Annotated in this window: 14 protein-coding genes and 1 pseudogene; 8 read left to right on the top strand and 7 right to left on the bottom strand. The window is 31.7% G+C overall.

Features of this window, described 5'->3' with window-relative positions:
* Nucleotide 1: 1 nt before the first annotated feature.
* The 3 genes from hemE to hemA all read right to left on the bottom strand — a co-directional run bounded on the left by hemE (nt 2) and on the right by hemA (nt 3942).
* Nucleotides 2–1030 carry a uroporphyrinogen decarboxylase gene (hemE, locus tag AC0L3M_RS11530; RefSeq protein WP_473430837.1) on the bottom strand — a complete coding sequence of 343 codons (1029 nt, stop codon included), beginning with the start codon at nt 1028–1030 and terminating at the stop codon, nt 2–4.
* A 79-nt stretch (nt 1031–1109) separates the two neighbouring features.
* On the bottom strand, nt 1110–2687 hold the full coding sequence (gene hemC / locus AC0L3M_RS11525) for a hydroxymethylbilane synthase (RefSeq protein WP_473430836.1): 1578 nt from the start codon (nt 2685–2687) through the stop codon (nt 1110–1112).
* Nucleotides 2680–3942, bottom strand: coding sequence for a glutamyl-tRNA reductase (gene hemA, locus AC0L3M_RS11520; protein WP_145004678.1), 1263 nt, complete (start codon nt 3940–3942; stop codon nt 2680–2682). The genes hemC and hemA overlap by 8 nt, the downstream gene beginning before the upstream one ends.
* Before the next feature lie 195 nt (nt 3943–4137).
* Between hemA and AC0L3M_RS11515 the strand changes: the two are divergent.
* Nucleotides 4138–5030 (top strand): annotated as a pseudogene (locus AC0L3M_RS11515) (helix-turn-helix transcriptional regulator).
* A 38-nt stretch (nt 5031–5068) separates the two neighbouring features.
* Here the strand turns inward: AC0L3M_RS11515 and AC0L3M_RS11510 are convergent.
* A complete protein-coding gene (locus AC0L3M_RS11510) occupies nt 5069–8551 on the bottom strand; it encodes a TraB/GumN family protein (RefSeq protein ID WP_473430835.1) in 3483 nt (1160 codons plus the stop codon).
* A gap of 152 nt (nt 8552–8703) precedes the next feature.
* On the opposite strand from AC0L3M_RS11510, the gene hemH reads away from it, so the two are divergent.
* Genes hemH through AC0L3M_RS11485 form a run of 5 tightly spaced genes read left to right on the top strand, consistent with a single transcriptional unit; the run spans nt 8704 to nt 13964 of the window.
* Nucleotides 8704–9735 (top strand): ferrochelatase, encoded by a 1032-nt coding sequence (hemH, locus tag AC0L3M_RS11505; protein ID WP_473430834.1) that lies wholly within the window; start codon nt 8704–8706, stop codon nt 9733–9735.
* Nucleotides 9735–11075, top strand: coding sequence for an MATE family efflux transporter (locus AC0L3M_RS11500; RefSeq protein ID WP_473430833.1), 1341 nt, complete (start codon nt 9735–9737; stop codon nt 11073–11075). The genes hemH and AC0L3M_RS11500 overlap by 1 nt, the downstream gene beginning before the upstream one ends.
* 37 nt (nt 11076–11112) lie before the next feature.
* Nucleotides 11113–11661 (top strand): CopD family protein, encoded by a 549-nt coding sequence (locus AC0L3M_RS11495; protein WP_473430832.1) that lies wholly within the window; start codon nt 11113–11115, stop codon nt 11659–11661.
* 54 nt (nt 11662–11715) lie between these two features.
* The gene (locus AC0L3M_RS11490; protein ID WP_341587684.1) at nt 11716–13170 is read left to right on the top strand and encodes a sensor histidine kinase; all 1455 of its coding nucleotides are present in this window, start codon (nt 11716–11718) and stop codon (nt 13168–13170) included.
* An 11-nt stretch (nt 13171–13181) separates the two neighbouring features.
* A complete protein-coding gene (locus AC0L3M_RS11485) occupies nt 13182–13964 on the top strand; it encodes an enoyl-CoA hydratase/isomerase family protein (protein ID WP_292948798.1) in 783 nt (260 codons plus the stop codon).
* A 74-nt stretch (nt 13965–14038) separates the two neighbouring features.
* Here the strand turns inward: AC0L3M_RS11485 and AC0L3M_RS11480 are convergent, their stop codons facing one another.
* Nucleotides 14039–14623, bottom strand: a complete 585-nt coding sequence (locus AC0L3M_RS11480; RefSeq protein ID WP_473430831.1) for a hypothetical protein — start codon at nt 14621–14623, stop codon at nt 14039–14041.
* 214 nt (nt 14624–14837) lie between these two features.
* Here AC0L3M_RS11480 and AC0L3M_RS11475 point away from each other — a divergent pair, with 214 nt between their 5' ends.
* Both AC0L3M_RS11475 and AC0L3M_RS11470 read left to right on the top strand, forming a co-directional pair.
* The gene (locus AC0L3M_RS11475; RefSeq protein ID WP_292948802.1) at nt 14838–15710 is read left to right on the top strand and encodes an AraC family transcriptional regulator; all 873 of its coding nucleotides are present in this window, start codon (nt 14838–14840) and stop codon (nt 15708–15710) included.
* 61 nt (nt 15711–15771) lie between these two features.
* Entirely contained in the window at nt 15772–16533 is a 762-nt protein-coding gene (locus AC0L3M_RS11470) for a hypothetical protein (protein ID WP_473430830.1), read from the top strand.
* A 65-nt stretch (nt 16534–16598) separates the two neighbouring features.
* On the opposite strand, the gene AC0L3M_RS11465 is transcribed toward AC0L3M_RS11470, so the two are convergent.
* Together AC0L3M_RS11465 and AC0L3M_RS11460 are read right to left on the bottom strand one after the other, a co-directional pair.
* Nucleotides 16599–17255: an HD domain-containing protein gene (locus tag AC0L3M_RS11465; RefSeq protein ID WP_473430829.1), complete on the bottom strand. Its 657-nt coding sequence runs from the start codon at nt 17253–17255 to the stop codon at nt 16599–16601.
* 3 nt (nt 17256–17258) lie between these two features.
* On the bottom strand, nt 17259–18245 hold the full coding sequence (locus AC0L3M_RS11460) for an acyl-ACP desaturase (RefSeq protein ID WP_292948810.1): 987 nt from the start codon (nt 18243–18245) through the stop codon (nt 17259–17261).
* Nucleotide 18246: the final 1 nt, after the last annotated feature.

The following is an 18246-nucleotide window of genomic DNA, read 5'->3' as shown; positions in this document are numbered from 1 at the left end:
TTTAATCCGCTTTATACTCTTTTACAGCGTCTATAAATGCTTTTGCATTTTCTAGTGGTATGTTTGGTAAAATACCATGACCAAGGTTTACAATGTATTTGTCTTTACCAAAATCGTTTATCATTTGGTGTACCATTTTTTTAATTTCGGCAGGAGGAGAGAATAATCTAGTAGGATCAAAATTTCCTTGAAGTGTGATGTTTCCTCCAGTTAAATAACGTGCATTTTTAGCAGAACATGTCCAGTCTACACCTAAAGCAGCTGCTCCAGATTTAGACATTTCTTCTAATGCAAACCAACAACCTTTACCAAATGCAATAACAGGTGTTTCGTCCTTTAATGCATCTATGATTTGTTGAATGTATTGCCAAGAAAACTCTTGGTAATCTACAGGAGATAACATGCCTCCCCAAGAATCAAATACTTGTACAGCATTAACACCTGCTTTTACTTTTTCTTTTAAGTAAGCAATCGTTGTGTCTGTTATTTTTTGTAATAATTGGTGTGCAGCAATAGGATTTGTAAAACAAAACTCTTTAGCTTTATCAAAGTTTTTAGAGCCTTGACCTTGCACGCAATAGCATAAGATAGTCCAAGGTGAGCCTGCAAAACCTATTAATGGCACCTCGTTGTTAAGTTTTTCTTTAGTGGCTTTTATGGCTTCGTAAACATAGTTTAAAGCTTCCTTTACATCAGGTACTATAACATTATCTACGTCCTTTTGTGTACGAATTGGATTTGGTAAATAAGGACCAAAATTAGGTTTCATTTGTACCTCAATATTCATAGCTTGTGGGATAACCAAAATATCACTAAATAAAATAGCAGCATCCATACCGTAACGACGGATTGGTTGTACAGTGATTTCGCTAGCTAATTCTGGCGTTTGACAACGTGTAAAAAAATCATATTTAGCCTTTATTTCCATAAATTCTGGAAGGTAACGACCTGCTTGACGCATCATCCAAACTGGTGGACGCTCTACTGTTTCTCCTTTTAATGCTCTTAAAAATAAATCGTTTTTCAACATATCCTTGTGTCCTTTCCGTGTAGACGGAAAATCTTTTAAATTATTATTACTTGATACTTTATGTTGTCCTTTTGGTGGACTATGACATGTAATGTTGGTTTACTAACTCTATTACACTTTCTACCGTTGGTACTTTTGCTATACGTACATCTTTAAAATGTTTGCTTGCTTCTTTAGCGGTAGTTTCGCCAATACAAAAAGCAATACCATTAGCATCATTTTCTTTTTTATAACTCTGTACTGTTGATGGGCTGTAAAACATAACACCTTCAATACTTTCTGGAAGACTAATGCTGTCAAGCTTAGTTTGATAAGCTTCAATCTCGTTAACTGTGATATTGTTTTCTTTTAAAATTGATGGTAAATCATCTAATCTTAAGTCGCTACAAAAATAAGTTACTTCTGTGCCTTCAATAAAATCTACTAAATATTGCGCTAGTTTTTTTGCGTTTTTTTCAGTGTGTGTGACTTTACCAATACGCTTTTCAATCATTTTTTTGGTACGACGACCTACACAGTATATGTTTTTAAATTGAAGCTCTATAGCAGAATAATTATTTAATAATGCTTCAACAGCATTTTGGCTAGTTATAACTACGTTTTTTATTTCGTTTTTAACAAATCTTGGGTGTATTCTATTTAAACTAATCTTTACAAAATCAGAGCTTTCTGCTTTTACTTTTTCGTTAAATAAAAAGCGTTGATCTTCAGTTAATGATTTGGTAGAATAGATGTTTGTTGGTATATGAGACTCTTTAAGCTCGTCCATTAAACGGTTACCACCACGATCTAAAATGTAATTGGCACACCATTCTGCAATATCATGATGTTCTCCTACTGCTTTAACGCGTTTAACCTGTATTTTTTTAGTTCCGTCTTTGCTTAAAAGTATCCCTTCAAAAGTTAGCTCTTCATCTTTAATAAAGGCTAAAGCACCAATTGGAGCAGTGCAACCACCTTCAAGTTTGTTTAAAAAAGCACGTTCTATTTTGGTACAAATTTCAGTTTCTTGATGATTTATTTCTGATAAGATTGCTAAGGTTTCTTCATCGTCAGCCAAAGCAGCAATCATAATTGCACCTTGTGCAGGTGCAGGAATCATCCAATCTAAATTAACAGCGTCTTCTGGTCTTAAGTCTAAACGACCAATACCTGCAGCAGCAAAAATAGCTCCATTCCAATCGCTATCTTCTAGTTTTTGTAATCTAGTGTTTACATTTCCTCTTAAATCTACTAAGGTGTGTGTTGGAAAACGGTTTAACCATTGTGCACGTCTACGTAAACTTCCGGTTGCTATGGTTGCCTCTCTTGACCCTAAAAATTCTTCGTTATTTTTAAAGACTAAAGTGTCCCTAACATTACCACGTTTTAATACTGCAGCTTGTACAATACCATTTGGCAGTAGTGTTGGTACATCTTTTAGGGAATGTACTGCAATATCAATATCTCCATTTAGCATGGCAATATCTAAAGTACGTGTAAAAATTCCTGTAATACCTAGCTCGTAAAGTGGTTTGTCAAGTACGATGTCTCCTGTAGATTTTATAGGGACTAATACGGTTTGATGACCTAATGCTTGTAATTGACTTTGTACTGCTTTTGCTTGATATAAAGCTAACTCGCTATCACGAGTTCCGATTCTAATTATTTTAGACATGCTTTGCGGTGTTTTCTAGTTGAAACACTTTTTTTATTAATTCCAAACTTTCGTCTGTTGAGAAAGCATCATCTTTTAGATGATGAGCGAAATGATTGGTTATTTTTTGAATAATTTTATTACTTATAATTTCGGCTTGTTCTTCGTTAAAGTTAGCCATTTTTTTGCGTTGTGTATCTAACTCGGCATTTTTAAAACCTTGTAGTTTATGTTTTAAAGCCTTGATTGTTGGAGCAAACTTTCTGGTTTCTAACCATCCTATAAAGTCTGCTTTTATGTCTTCAATAATACTTTCTGCTAAAGGTATTTGTAGTTTTCTACGCTCTAAAGTCTCATCGGTAATTTGCGATAAATCATCTAAATGTATACGTTTTACGTTAGGTAAATCTGTTACGTTTTCGTCTACGTTTTTAGGAATAGATAAATCTAAAATTAATAAGTCTTTTTTAGATTGAATTAATTGTTTATCAACCGTTGGGTTTTGCGCTCCAGTAGCTACAATTAAAATGTCAGCTTCATTTATTTCTTCTTGTAGGTTTGCATAATCCTTAACCACTAAATTAAATTTACCAGCAACAGCTTCTGCTTTTCCTTTGGTACGATTTATTAATGTGATTTGCTCGTTTTTAGTATGTTTTACTAAATTTTCGCAGGTGTTACGTCCAATTTTACCAGTACCAAACAATAGTATGTTTTTGTTGGTTACGTCTTCAATAGTATTTAAAATGTATTGCACAGAAGCAAAAGAGACGCTTGTTGCACCAGAAGAAATTTCGGTTTCGGTTTTAATGCGTTTGCTTGCTTGAATTACAGAGTTTACTAAACGCTCAATAAAAGGGTTTAGTAAGCCATGTTTTTTAGACTCGATAGTACTTTTTTTAAGTTGTCCAATTATTTCAAAATCTCCTAAAATTTGGCTGTCTAATCCAGAACCAACTCTGAATAAATGCGAAATAGCCTCTTTGCCTTTATAGATATATGCAAATTTTTGAAACTCTTCAACAGTTCCTTTTGTGTTATCGCACAATAGTTGAATTAATTGATATGGGTGTTCTGCAAAACCGTAAATTTCTGTACGATTGCAAGTTGACGTTACGATTAGGCTTTCTACTCCGTTTGATCTAGCTTGGTTTAAAAGGGCTTCTTTAGAAGATTCATCTAAACTAAAATGACCTCTAATTTCTGCATCTGCCTTTTTATAACTTAAACCTAACGCGTAAAAATATGTGCCTGTTGACATGTGATAGTGCTCCATTTACCTGACTGGGACTTTATTGGTAGCAAATTTATGTTGTATATTATTTAAAAAGTAACGCTAAAAGAACTTTTAATAACGATTGTGGTTTTTTAGTCGTTATTTTAACGTAACAATGATATTTATCATATTTTTGTAGTGAAATCAATGGTTTTAAAGCTTGTTGTTTAGAATCAATCTAAATAAAATAATTTTATGGCACTTATTAAAGATCTTAAAAATGTCGCTGAAGGTTCGTTTAACGAAACACAGGTTGATCAGGATGTTTTTGTTTTAACTTATCAAAATGAAACATCTAATAATCAGATTGTTGAGCGCTTTATTGATAGTGGTTTTATTCAATTTCATTTTTGTTTAAAGGGTAATAGTGACTTTATATTTAACAATGGTAACTACGTTTTAAATATTGCTGAAGAAACCTCATTGCTGCTTTATAATCCGCAAAAGGACTTGCCTATTAATCTACATGTAAAGCCTGATTGTTGGTTGGTTTCTGTTTTAATATCTATAAAAAAGTTTCATGGTTTGTTTTCTCAAGAAGCCGATTATATCACGTTTTTAAGTAGTGATAATAAGGATAAAAAATATTATAAGGATGGAAAGATTTCGCCATCTATGGCTATTGCATTAAATCAAATTATTAATTATAACTTAAACTCATCTATTAAAACCTTGTATTTTAAAGGAAAAGCATATGAGTTACTTAGCTTGTATTTTAATAGAGGAGAGGATGCTAATATTGATCAGTGTCCCTTTTTAGTAGATGAATCTAATGTTGCTAAAATTAAACAAGCCAAAGATATTGTAATTGCTAGAATGGCTGAACCACCTACTTTACAAGAATTATCGGATGAGATAAATTTGTCTCTAAAAAAGCTTAAAGAAGGTTTTAAACAAATTTACGGAGACTCTGTTTTTAGTTTTTTGTTTGATTATAAAATGGAGGTCGCAAGAAAGCTTTTGGAGACAGGTTCGCACAATGTTAACGAGGTTGGTTTGCGTGTCGGATATAGTACAGCTAGTCATTTTATTGCTGCTTTTAAAAAAAGTATGGGATTACTCCTAAAAAGTACATACAGTCCATATAAACAAAAAGCGCTTAATTTATTAAGCGCTTTTTGTTTGTTTAGTAACCACTATCATCCAGTCGTCTGCGGTTTTTATGGATAACTAGGTCTAAAACATCTTTCATTAATTTATCTTCTTCCTCGTTTTGATCGATATAATTACCACTGTAACCAGAGTCATAATAGACTTCGGTCTGGAGTCTGTCTTTTGTTTTAGATTTTAAAAATCCTGCATAATATAAACGTTTGGTTTCATCTTTATCCTCTTTTTGTACTAACATATAAAAATACATGTCTCCTTCTTGATCGTCGTCTGTTTTAAAGGTTTTTTTGCCTAAAAAATGAATAGAATCTCTTTCTTTTTCGATAGTCGTGTTTCCAAACAAACTAGATTTAGCATACATTTCTTGACTAATTTTTTCTGTTAGATACGGTTTGTATAGCTTTTTACGATACATTTTGTCTACTAGGTTGGCTTGGTTTTTATAGTCGTCTATTGTTTTTTCTTTTAATTTTTCTGGTATTGCTTCTCCAGCTTCTTCTAGTAATACATAATATGTTGTAAGCGCAGTGACATTGTCGCTATCTAATAATTTGTTAAAAAAGTTTTTAGCTTCGGCTTCTTTTCTAAACGGAAAAATTAATTTTACAAAAGCATATAATGAGCTACTATAAGATCTGTAATTATAACTTGCTTTAGATTTTAGGCTTCGTTTAACTTCTATTTTACCATCTTTTATTAATTGCTTTCTGTATTTTTTATATGCTTTTGTTTTAATAACACTACTGTCTTTTAGTTTTGCTAGCAGCTCGTAAATAGGCTCTTTATATTCCTCAATTGATGTATATTCTAAAAGGTCAGGAAAAAGTGTTTTTTTAAGCGCTAAGGAGTCGTTATAATTATAAAACATTGAGCTAATAGATCCACTTAAGGGTAGGTCTTTATTAAGTAGGTCTAAAAAAGTAGCGTAAGATTTTTTTGTTGATTTATTTAAAAGTGACCTTAAAATAGTGTTTTGAATATCAGGTTTAGAGTAAGACTCTTCGTATAAATTATTTAAAAAAGCATCTGTTCTAGGGTCTTCAAGTTTTGCTAATTCTGAAATTAAAAAAGTTTTAAAATCTTCTTTATTATCCGGAAAATCAAAGTTTTTAATCAAATCTATCATAGTACTTGCGTTAGATTTATTAAACTTTACTTTATTTTTTGCTTTAAATACTATGCTGTCGTTATCACGTAGTGCTTTAAAAAAACGTTCAGTTTTGTCACTAAAAACAGATTCCCCTAACAACGTGTCTAAAGGTTGAAATGTATTATAAAAATTAGCGATAAAAGGTGTTGGTTTTGATAGTGTATCTGTTAGGCTTTTAATTTCAAAAAGAGCACCTTTATTAAGTATGTTTTTTACTAAGATTGCTTTTGCACTTAACGAGTCTTTTAAGGTGTACTCATAAACATACTGATTATCTTTTTTGTACTTTTTCTTGTCAGAAATGTTATATTTTTTGAATCCGTCAATTTTTTCAACAGCTTTTAATTCTGCATCAATTTCATTCCATAGGCTATCTACATTTTTATACATCTGCAAATCATGAAATTTTAGTTTGCTTATGTATACTTGCTCATTTGATTTTGAATAGTAAGTGGTACGCTTAGTTTTTTCTTCGTAATCTTTAGGAGTACTATAGCTGTAATAGTCGTATGGAGGTGTTGATTTTGTGTTAGTGATTACAGAAAAATGTAACGATGTGTCAATTATTTTTGTAAACCCTTCCTGATTAATAGGTGTAAATTTAAAGGATTTAAAAAAGTTGTCTGCTAAGTCTTTATTAGTGCCAACGTAGCCTAATAAAAAGTAGCTTCCGTCTTTTACTATGCTTTTTAAGTGGATGTTTTCTAAAGACGTTGAGTCCTTTTTTGCTACACCTTCATAACTATAATATTTGTTGTTTTTGTACTCTCCAGTAGAATCTTCAATTTCAAAATCTTTGAAAAAGTTAGTGACGATATATTTAGCTTCAAATTTATCTTCTTCGATGTAGTAGACATCGTTAAAAGCGACTTCTTTTACAAAATAATAATCGTCTTTTATTTTACCTTGGATTAATTTTTGTCCTGCATTTTGGACGTTATCTGTGGTATGGTATTCTGGAAAATTAACCTTGTATTTATTGTAGGCAGAGGTAAAAGTTGTTAATGTATTTGTTGGTGTTTTAAATTTTATAGATTTAAATATTGGTGCTTCATTTTTTAAAACATACTCTTTTTGACCAGCAAATTTTATCACGACTACTTCTAAAGGTGTTTTGTATATATGATATTTTTGATAGTCACCTTTTTTAGTTTTATTTAAAATACTAATACCTGGATACGGATTGGATAGTATTTCTTTTTTGATAATATCTCCAGGAATATCCTCAAATAAAAAATTATCTAATCTATCTAAAGAAATTTCTTTATCGTTTGGTAAATAATCAAAAGTATTAAACCTACTAATAGTTAAATACGCACCATTGGTCATGTCTGGTGATATGTAATATTTTTGACCACCATAATAAAACTCATACAGTTCCGTAAAAGCCTTTAGGGTTAAAAAACCGTCAGGTGTACTTTGTTTTGTAATGCTAGTTGGTGCAATAAATGCTTCAATTTGTTCTTTTTTAGTTTGTGCGACGGTCGTTTGTTTAGATAGTAACGGTTTTACTTTGTAACCTTTGTCTTCAAGCATTTTAAGCATCCCTTTATTTCCTGGTAAATGTGCAGCACCAACACCTGCAAATACGGATTGTGATTGCATTAATGAGTCTAAAACATGTACCATATTGGCATTGCGTATGTATAACATGTTTTCTCTAAAATACTCCGTGTTGGAAGCAACTCCGATAGAGTCTAATAAAGCTAAATTGCGATCTCTATAAGTGTTTTCTTGAACTAAATATGGGTTTTCTTTTTCATACAATTTAGTTAACCAAGGGTCTATTTTGTTTTTTCTTGCGTTACGTTGTGCTTTGGATACTAAATAGCGAGACTCTTCAATATCTTCTAAGCTATAAATGGCTTTATTTTTCTTTTTACCAGCTTGATAAATAAACATATCCAAATAGGTTTCTTCTTCAAAATTATCGGCATAACCATCTTTACGATACAGATAACCATTAATCATTCTGTTATCAGATCTTATGCTACCTCTAATAGCAACTTCCTCTGGATGTTCTATTCCAAAAAGTGTTGAGTAAAAATTTTTGTCATAGCTCTGAGAGTAATTTTGAGGAGTTAAAGTCGTTGTTTGGTAATTAAAAGCTAACCAAGTGGAAGGGTCAGACTCTAAAGCAATGCTCTCACTGTTTTCTAAAGCCTTAAAAAAAACATCATCTAGTCTAAAAGCAACTTTTGCACTAACGTGCATTGTGCCATAAATATATGACGATTTAGTTAAATTGTTTCCAGAGATTTCCCAAAGCAAACTTTGATCGTTATTTTGATTTTGTGAAAGTGAGGTAAATGAAATTGCACAGAAAAGTGCAAATATGTAATTTTTCATATATTAATAATATCTACTCGTAAATATATCAAACTTAATTTTAACTGAAAGATTTTGATTATATTATAATAAGCTATAAGTATAATCAACGTCTTAAGTTTATTATATATTTTAAATTAGAGTTGTATTTTTGCGTCTGAAAAAGATAACAGATGAAAAAAGGAATACTACTTGTAAATTTAGGGTCACCAGAAAGTCCGACTCCAAAAGATGTTAAAAAATATTTGGGAGAATTTTTAATGGACGAGCGTGTTATAGATGTTCCGCTTTGGGCTAGAACGCTTTTAGTTAAAGGAATAATTTTAAACACTAGACCTAAACAAAGTGCAAAAGCTTACCAGAAAATTTGGTGGGATAATGGGTCACCATTAATTGTGCTTTCAGAGCAGTTACAAGAAAAGGTTCAAGAAAAAGTAGACTTTCCGGTAGCTCTAGCTATGCGTTACGGAAGTATGACTATTAAAAAAGGGCTTCAAGAATTGGTTGATAAAGGTGTGGAAGACGTCTTTTTAATTCCGTTATATCCTCAATTTGCTATGGCAACTACCGAAACCATTTTGGTATTAGCAGAGGAGGTTAGACAAGCCAATTTTCCTAATTTAAAAATTGATAGCTTACCGGCTTTTTATAACAAGCCTGATTATATTAAAGTGTTAGCCGAGTCTATTAAAGGACATTTACAAGGTAAAAATTACGAGCATTTATTATTCTCGTATCATGGTGTTCCAGAACGACATATTAGAAAAAGCGATATTACTAATGGACATTGTAAAATTGATGGTAGTTGTTGCGAAACCGCAAGTAAAGCACATGAGTTTTGTTATAGACACCAATGTAAAGAGGTTACCAGATTAGTTGGACAATATTTAGGTTTGGAAGACAATACGTATTCTACCTCGTTTCAATCTAGATTAGGTTTTGATCCATGGTTGCAACCTTATACAGATCGTACTATAGAGCGTTTAGGTAAACAAGGCATAAAAAACATGGCGATTGTTACACCTGCTTTTGTTAGCGATTGTTTAGAGACTTTAGAAGAAATAGCAATGGAAGGAGAAGAAATTTTTCATGAAGTTGGAGGTGAGGGCTTTACAACAATACCTTGTTTAAATACAGATCAAAATTGGGTAAACTTATTAGCAGATTGGATTAACGATTGGTCTAAAACTGCTGTTAAGGGATAATGCAGACAAGCAAATCTTCAAACTTAGGGACAGAAGCCATAAGCAAACTCTTGATAAAACAAGCAGTACCTGCATCTATTGGTATTTTGGTAATGTCACTAAATATTTTAGTGGATACTATTTTTGTTGGTCAATGGATTGGGTCTACAGCAATTGCAGCTATAAATGTTGTGCTACCAGTCTCTTTTTTTATTGCTGCCTTAGGGATGAGTATTGGTATTGGAGGCTCTTCAATTATTTCGCGTGCTTTAGGTGCAGACAATAAAGAAAAAGCTTTAAAAACCTTTGGTAATCAAGTCTCTTTAACATTGCTGTTTACTGTAAGTTTTGCTGCATTTGGGCTTTATTTTGTTGACCAATTAATTCCTGCTTTTGGAGGTAAAGGTGCTATTTTTGATCCAGCAAAAGTATATTATGAGATTATCCTATACGGAGTTCCTGTTTTGGGTTTTGTTATGATGGGTAATAGTGTAATACGTGCAGAAGGTAAACCTAAATTTGCAATGTATGCTATGCTAATTCCTTCTGTTGGAAATTTAGTATTAGATTATATTTTTATTGGAGTATTAGATATGGGAATGTCTGGTGCTGCTTGGGCTACAACAGGTTCATATATCGTGTCATTTTTGTTTATTTTCTGGTATTTTTTATCAGATAATTCTGAATTAAAAATAGACGTTTCTCATTTTAAATTACATAAAAAAATAGTCACCGAAATCGGTTCGTTAGGTTTTGTAACCCTATCAAGACAAGCTGTGGTTAGTGTTACTTTTTTACTAGTTAATAATGCCTTGTTTGATTTTGGTGGCGAAACATCTGTAACAGCCTATGCAATTGTAGGAAGGATGAGTATGTTTGCGTTATTTCCTGTGTTTGGTATAACGCAAGGATTTATTCCTATAGCAGGTTACAATTTTGGATCAGAGCAGTATGATCGTGTTAAACAGGTAATTTATGTTGCTATTAAATACGCGACTATTTTGGCAACTATAGTTTTTGCTATTTTAATGTTGTTTCCAGAAGCTATTACTAAATTATTTACAACAGATATACAGGTTTTAAAAGTGACACCAAACAATATGCGTTGGGTTTTTGCTGCCATTCCTATATTAGCAATTCAGTTAATTGGAGCTGCTTATTTTCAGGCAGTAGGGAAGGCTTTACCTGCGTTACTCTTAACCTTAACAAGACAGGCTATTTTCTTTATTCCTTTGATGTATATATTACCAATGTATTTTGGCGAATTTGGTATTTGGGTGTCCTTTCCAATTTCGGATATTTTATCTACAATCGTAACCGCTTTCTTTTTACGTAGGGAAGTAAAGCTTAAACTAAATTAGTAATTGCCTATATTTAACTAGTTATTTTAAAAAAACTATGGAGCACTATAATTACATTAAATCGTTACATCTCATATTTGTAGTCACGTGGTTTGCTGGTTTATTTTATATACCAAGATTATTTGTTTATCAAATAGAAGCCTTTTATAAATCCTCTCCAGATAAAGAAATTTTAGGAGAGCAGTTAAAGCTTATGGCTAAACGCTTATGGTTTATTATTACTTGGCCTAGTGCTATATTAGCTACAATTTTTGCAGTTTGGTTATTAATTTTACAACCGTTTTGGTTGCAGCAACCTTGGATGCATGTTAAGTTAACTTTTGTGGTATTGTTATTTTTATATCAATTTCAAACACATGTTTATTTTAAGCAATTACAAAATGATGTGGTTAAAAAATCTTCAAATTTTATGCGTATGTATAATGAAGGAGCCACATTTATTCTTTTTGCAGTTGTTTTTTTAGTAATACTTAAAAGTGCCATAAATTGGATGTTTGGCGTTATAGGTATTTTTGTTTTAGGGGTTTTGCTTATGTTAGGCTTTAAGGTTTATAAGCGCATCAGAGAGAAAAATCCAAAAGCTTAATCTAAGCATTGCTAAATCTTATGTTTTTGGTGTGATTATTGTTATATTTAAACAATGAAAATTACTAGACTTTCTTTACGACTTCGCATCTTTTTTGCGATGATTTTTTTGGTCCTTTTGGCATCCATTTTAATTGCATTAGTTGCTGCTTATCAGTATAGCGAAGAAACTCAAGATTACCATAAGTTACGTTTAGAAAGAAAAGAAATTAGTATAAAACGTCACATTAACTTTATTATTAAAGAAACCTCTTTTGAGGTGGTTCCAGAAAAGTTACCATTAATTTTTAAAGATGAAATCTATAAAATAGCTAACGTACATGGACTTCAGGTTAACTTGTACGATTTAGAAGGGTCCTTGCTAATTTCTTCCAAAGCAGCATTGCCTTATGATATTGCAGAAAAATGCGTAAAAGCGGAAGCGCTTAATACATTATCTAATACCACTACTCATAGATTTGTCGAGTTAAGAGAAGAAAAAGGAGAAAGTTTTAGATCGTCTTATACCTACATTGTCGATGAGAAATTTAAACCATTAGCCATATTAAATTTACCTTATTTAGAAAATGATGACTTTTTATCTAAAGAGTTAAATGAGTTTTTTGAGCGTTTGGGATATGCTTACCTTTTAATGTTAATTATAGCGATTGTTTTAGCTTATTTTTTGTCAAAATATATAACTAAAACATTAAAAACTATTAGTGATAAAATGAATCAAACACGTTTAGAAAAACGTAATGAAAAAATAGAAATAGAAAGTACAACAGAAGAAATTTCTACTTTAGTAAAGGCATATAATAGCATGATTGATCAGTTAGAAGAAAGTGCTGTTAAGCTTGCTAAAAGCGAGCGTGAACAAGCTTGGAGAGAAATGGCTAAACAGGTAGCTCATGAGATTAAAAATCCATTAACACCAATGCGTTTAACGGTTCAAAGTTTTCAGCGTAAGTTTAATCCAGAAGATCCAGATATAGTACAAAAATTGGATGAGTATAGTAAAACACTAATACAGCAAATTGATACTATGAGTGCAATTGCAGGTGCTTTTTCTAATTTTGCTAAAATGCCAGCACAACAAAACGAACTACTTGATGTGGTTAAAATTGTAGACTTAGCGTTGGATATTTTTAATGAAGATTATATCCAGTTTGCACCAGAAAAAGACGAAATTATTGCCAAATTTGATCGTACCCAATTAATTAGAGTGATTACCAATTTGGTTAAAAATGCAATACAAGCCATTCCAGATGATAGGATACCTCAAATTATTGTAAAAGTAATTGAGGATAACAATCGTGTTGTTTTAACTATTTCGGATAACGGAATAGGGATTTCTGATCAAAATAAAGACAAAGTCTTTGAACCAAAATTTACAACAAAGTCTAGCGGAATGGGTCTTGGTTTGGCAATGGTAAAAAATATAGTAGAAACCTATCAAGGAACAATTACCTTTACATCTGTTAAAGATGTTGGAACAACCTTTACGGTTTCATTTCCAAAAGAATATTAAAACACTTACATATGAATTTCGAAAACATACTTACTAAAACAGCAAACGGAATAACAACTATTTCAATTAATAGACCTTCAAAATTAAATGCGTTAAATAAGGCTACTATTACTGAGCTTCATCATGCATTTGATAATGCAAATAAAGATGCAGACACTAAGGTGATTATTATAACCGGAAGCGGAGAAAAAGCATTTGTTGCAGGAGCAGATATTAGCGAGTTTGCAAATTTTACTGTTGAAAATGGTGGTAAATTAGCAGCGCTTGGTCAGGAAATGTTATTTGACTTTGTTCAAAATTTACAAACGCCTGTTATTGCAGCTGTCAATGGTTTTGCGCTTGGTGGAGGATTAGAGTTGGCGATGGCTGCTCATTTTAGAATTGCCAGTGATAACGCAAAAATGGGTTTGCCAGAAGTAAGTTTAGGTGTAATACCTGGTTATGGTGGTACGCAACGTTTACCACAATTAGTTGGTAAAGGTCGTGCAATGGAAATGGTTATGACTGCAGGAATGATTGATGCCGATACAGCATTAAATTATGGGTTAGTTAATCACGTTGTAGCTTTAGAAGAATTAATACCTCTTGCCGAAAAAATAGCAAGTAAAATTATGCGTAATTCTAGCGTAGCAATTGGTAAAGCTATTCAAGCAATAAATGCTAACTACACAGATGGTGTTAATGGATTTGATATAGAAATCAAGGAATTTGGTGCTTGTTTTGGTACAGCAGACTTTAAAGAAGGTACAACTGCATTTTTAGAAAAACGTAAAGCAGATTTTCCTGGAAACTAAAAAATAGCTTTCTAAATATTAAACAAAAAAAAGACGCATTATTGCGTCTTTTTTTTGTTTTTTGGATACTAATACTAAAAGTTGACAATTGATGTAAATGTGCGTCCTTCGTAAGTAATAACGACTTTATAATCTTCTTTTTTATCTTCTAATAATTTGAATTTTTTACCATAATTGATAGCATCTTTAACGGTTTCGGTATGTATTTTTTCAAAATAGCTTCCGTTAGTGTTGTAAAAAATTTCAATTTTATAATCTGTAGGGTTTTGGTTGTATGATGTTACATACACCATATTGTTTTTAGCGCTAACCACAGGTTTATTAATTACCGTTAATTTAGCTTTATTAAAAGTAACTACAGATAAATCTACTTTAAATGGGTAAGTTTTAATTTGATGTTTTTTATCTAATTCAAAAATATAACTTCCATCAGGTAAAGATGTCAAATCAAATGACTTATTATATTGACCGCTTTTTTCGATAGACTCTTTATATAAAATAATTCCAAAAGCATCTTTAACTAATAATTGATCACCTTGGCTAACGTTTTCAAACATTAATAACGTTTTTCCGTCCTCTTTGTTTGTAAAAGTTACGGCTTCTGTTGCGTTGCTGCTTAGCGTAGCAAATACGATTGCTAAAGCTAAAATGTGTTTCATAATTTTTTTCATAATCTAAATCTTTTTAAGGATTACAGGTGCAAAGTTAATATAGAAGAGTAGTTTTAATAACAAGTCATTTGGCAACTTTATATGCTATTTTAACTTAATTACGTGTTACGAAAACGTTATAGGTTAAAATAACACATATTAAAGCTAAATTAGCATACAACCATACTATAAGTTGTTGTAATTTTGTCAAAAGTTTAATGCAGTGAATACTAAACCTACATTTAAAAAAATTACACCTAGTTTTGGAAGCTCAATAATTGCGGTTCAAAAAACTAAAAAACGTAAAAGAAGTGATGCGTTTTGGCATTTTCATCCAGAGGTAGAGATGGTGTATGTTAATAAAGGAAAAGGAAGACGACATATAGGTAATCACTTGTCTTACTTTAATAATAGTCAGTTAATATTAATTGGTTCTAATTTGCCACATAATGGATTTACAGACCGTTTAACTTCTAAAGGAAAAGAAACCTTGGTGCAATTTCATCCTCAATTTTTAGGTGACGCGCTTAATGCGTTACCAGAAATGAAAAATATTTTGCAATTGTTGGAGCGCGCAAAAAAGGGAATTCTGTTTAAGCCAGAAATAAAAAAAATAGTAGGTCCTAAAATAGAAAAGCTTCCTAAGTATGAAGGTATAAAACGAATTGCTAAACTTTTAGAAATTCTAGAATTGTTGGCAATAACTAATGATTATACATTACTTAATGAAAACGGTTACGTTTTTGAAACCCAACCACAAGACACTAATAAGATTGATAAAATTTATAAATACGTTAATAAAAATTTTCAAAACCATATTACATTAGATCAAATAGCACAGGAAGTAAGTCTTACTGTGCCAGCTTTTTGTCGTTATTTTAAAAAGATTACAGGTAAAACATTTACGCAGTTTGTAAACGAATATCGTGTCTTTTATGCTACCAAATTACTAACAGAAAGCCAAAGTAGTATTACAGATATATGCTTTGAATGTGGTTTTAATAACTTTTCTCATTTTAACAAAGTCTTTAACGAAGTGGTTGGTAAAAGCGCATCAAAATATAGAAGCGAAATAAAATCCATGGTGCAGTCTTAAATTTATAAATATTGTTATTTTCGTGACTTATTTAATAATTTAATTAATCAATAATTTATTTATGAAACTAAAATTACAAATTACTTTACTTACTGTTTTAGCTGCTTTTATGAGCTGTAGCGAAGATTCTGCAACCGACGAATTTAATGCAGCAAATCAAAATGCCACAGTTAAATTAATCACTAATTTGTCTGTTGTGTCTGCTCAAGATGCTTCAGAAAACCAATCTGTTACCATTAATTATAACGGAAATAATCAAGTTGCTAACATCACAGATGGTGTAGAAACTAGCATATTAGTTTATGACAATGACAACTTAACAAATGTAACAGGAGAAGGTGAAACATTAAATGTAGAAGAATTGTATGAATCGCCTTATGATGCTTTTGAAACTGGAGAAGTTTTGCAATATGATAGTAACATGAATCCTGTTAGTATTAGATTTTTAGAAGAAGAGTTTGACTTTGTTGCCAATACAATGAGTGTAGTGGAATATTTTGCAGAAATTGAATACGACGCAACACCAAATCCATTTTTTTACACGCTAGAAGCAGCCGGAATTATTGATGTGTTGGATAATGTAGATTTAAACTTTAGTATGGATGTTCAAGCACCAGAAATTGTACAAGCTAGATTATTATTACCTACAAATAACATTAAAAAAATTACATATAAAGATGAAGATTTAACACCAATCTATCAGATTGTTGCTAATTATGTTTATGATGCTCAAAATTACCCTTCAACAGGAACTGTAACGTCTACAGATTTAGAGGATGACAGCGTAAGTGTTTATACGACTACTTTTACTTATATGGAGTAAGCACATTTAATCAGTAAAAAAGGTTATTTTAATGTTAGTATTTTCTAACTTAAAATAACCTTTTTTTATTTCTCACCTTTCCATTCTGCATCAAATTGTTTTAAAAAGTCTACCATATATTGGTGTCGTTGTTTAGCAATTTTATAACCAGTAGTGGTATTCATTTTATCTTTTAAAAGTAGTAATTTCTCGTAAAAATGATTAATTGTTGGAGCGTTAGATGTCTTATATTCTGCTTTAGTCATATTTAAATTAGGCTTAATGTCTGGATTATATAAAGTCCTGTTTTTAAAGCCTCCATAATTAAAAGTGCGCGCAATACCAATAGCTCCCAAAGCATCCAAACGGTCAGCATCTTGCACAACGTCCAACTCGATGGACCTAAATGTGTTTTCTAAGCCTATATTAGAACTATAGGAAATGTTTTCAATAATTTTAATAACATGATTAATGGTTGCCGAGTCTACGTTGTGTTTTAACAAAAAAGCACCAGCGACTTTTGGACCAATGGTACTATCACCATCATAAAACTTACTATCTGCAATGTCATGTAGTAAAGCGCCAAGCGCTACAACTAATGGATCAACGGTTTCGCCTTTAGCTATTAGTAGTGCATTTTTATATACACGCTCTATATGAAACCAATCGTGTCCACCTTCGGCATCTTTTAAAGTGTCTTTTACAAAGGTTTTAGTGGTTTCAATTAGCTCTTGGTTAGACATACACTATAGTTTGGCTGGTTCAACCCATTTAAATTGATAAGAGTTTTCTGGAATTTTAATTCGGTCTGCCAAACGTAACATTCGGTCTGGAAGTTTCATTAGGTAATCACGTGCTTTTTCAGCGTCGTCGTTAAGGTCTGTTATTTTATCAATTTCCCAACGCTTGATTAGTTTTTGTAAAATGTCTATGTAGTCCATAGATGTGTAAACACCTATACGTTGTGCAGTATTAGAAAACTCGTCAAAAACAGTACTTATTTTACCTCCAGACTCTCTTAAAAAGTGAGCAGGCATTGTAATTTTTTGTTTCATCATGTATTGAAACGCTAGCATCATTTGACTTGGGTCTACTTTAAAAATACGCTCTACAAACTCGCTATAAGCATGGTGGTGTCTCATTTCGTCTCCCGAAATTATTTTACACATTCTTGCTAATTGCTTATTACCTTTTTCTTTGGCTAATTTTGCTACACGATTGTGTGAAACATAAGTTGCTAATTCTTGAAAACTGGTGTAAACAAAGTTTTTATAAGGATCTCTAGCTGTACCAATATCAAAACCATCTGCAATAAGGTGTTGTGTGGTTTGTTCTATCTCGCGCATATTAACACGACCAGAAAGGTATAGGTATTTGTTTAAAACATCACCATGACGGTTTTCTTCGCCTGTCCAATGTCTAATCCATTTTGCCCAACCATTTTTACCATCTTGTTCTACTCCTTCTATATCCATAAGCCAAGATTCGTAAGTTGGTAAAGCTTCTTCTGTAATCATATCACCAACTAAAACCACCCAAAAATCATAAGACAATTCTTTAGACAATTCTCTAATTTCTCTTACTTCTTCAAAAAAGTTAGGACCTTCAGAGTTTGGTAAAAAATCTGAGGGTTGCCAAATTTTTTCAACAGGGATTAAATATTTTTCTATTAAAGCATCAATATCTTTTTCTAAAAAAGACATGACTTCTAATCTTACATTTTTTGATGACATA

Source organism: Olleya sp. KJ81-1 (assembly GCF_055808135.1).
The sequence above is the reverse complement of the archived record's forward strand: the minus strand, read 5'-3'. Positions and strand labels throughout refer to the sequence as shown.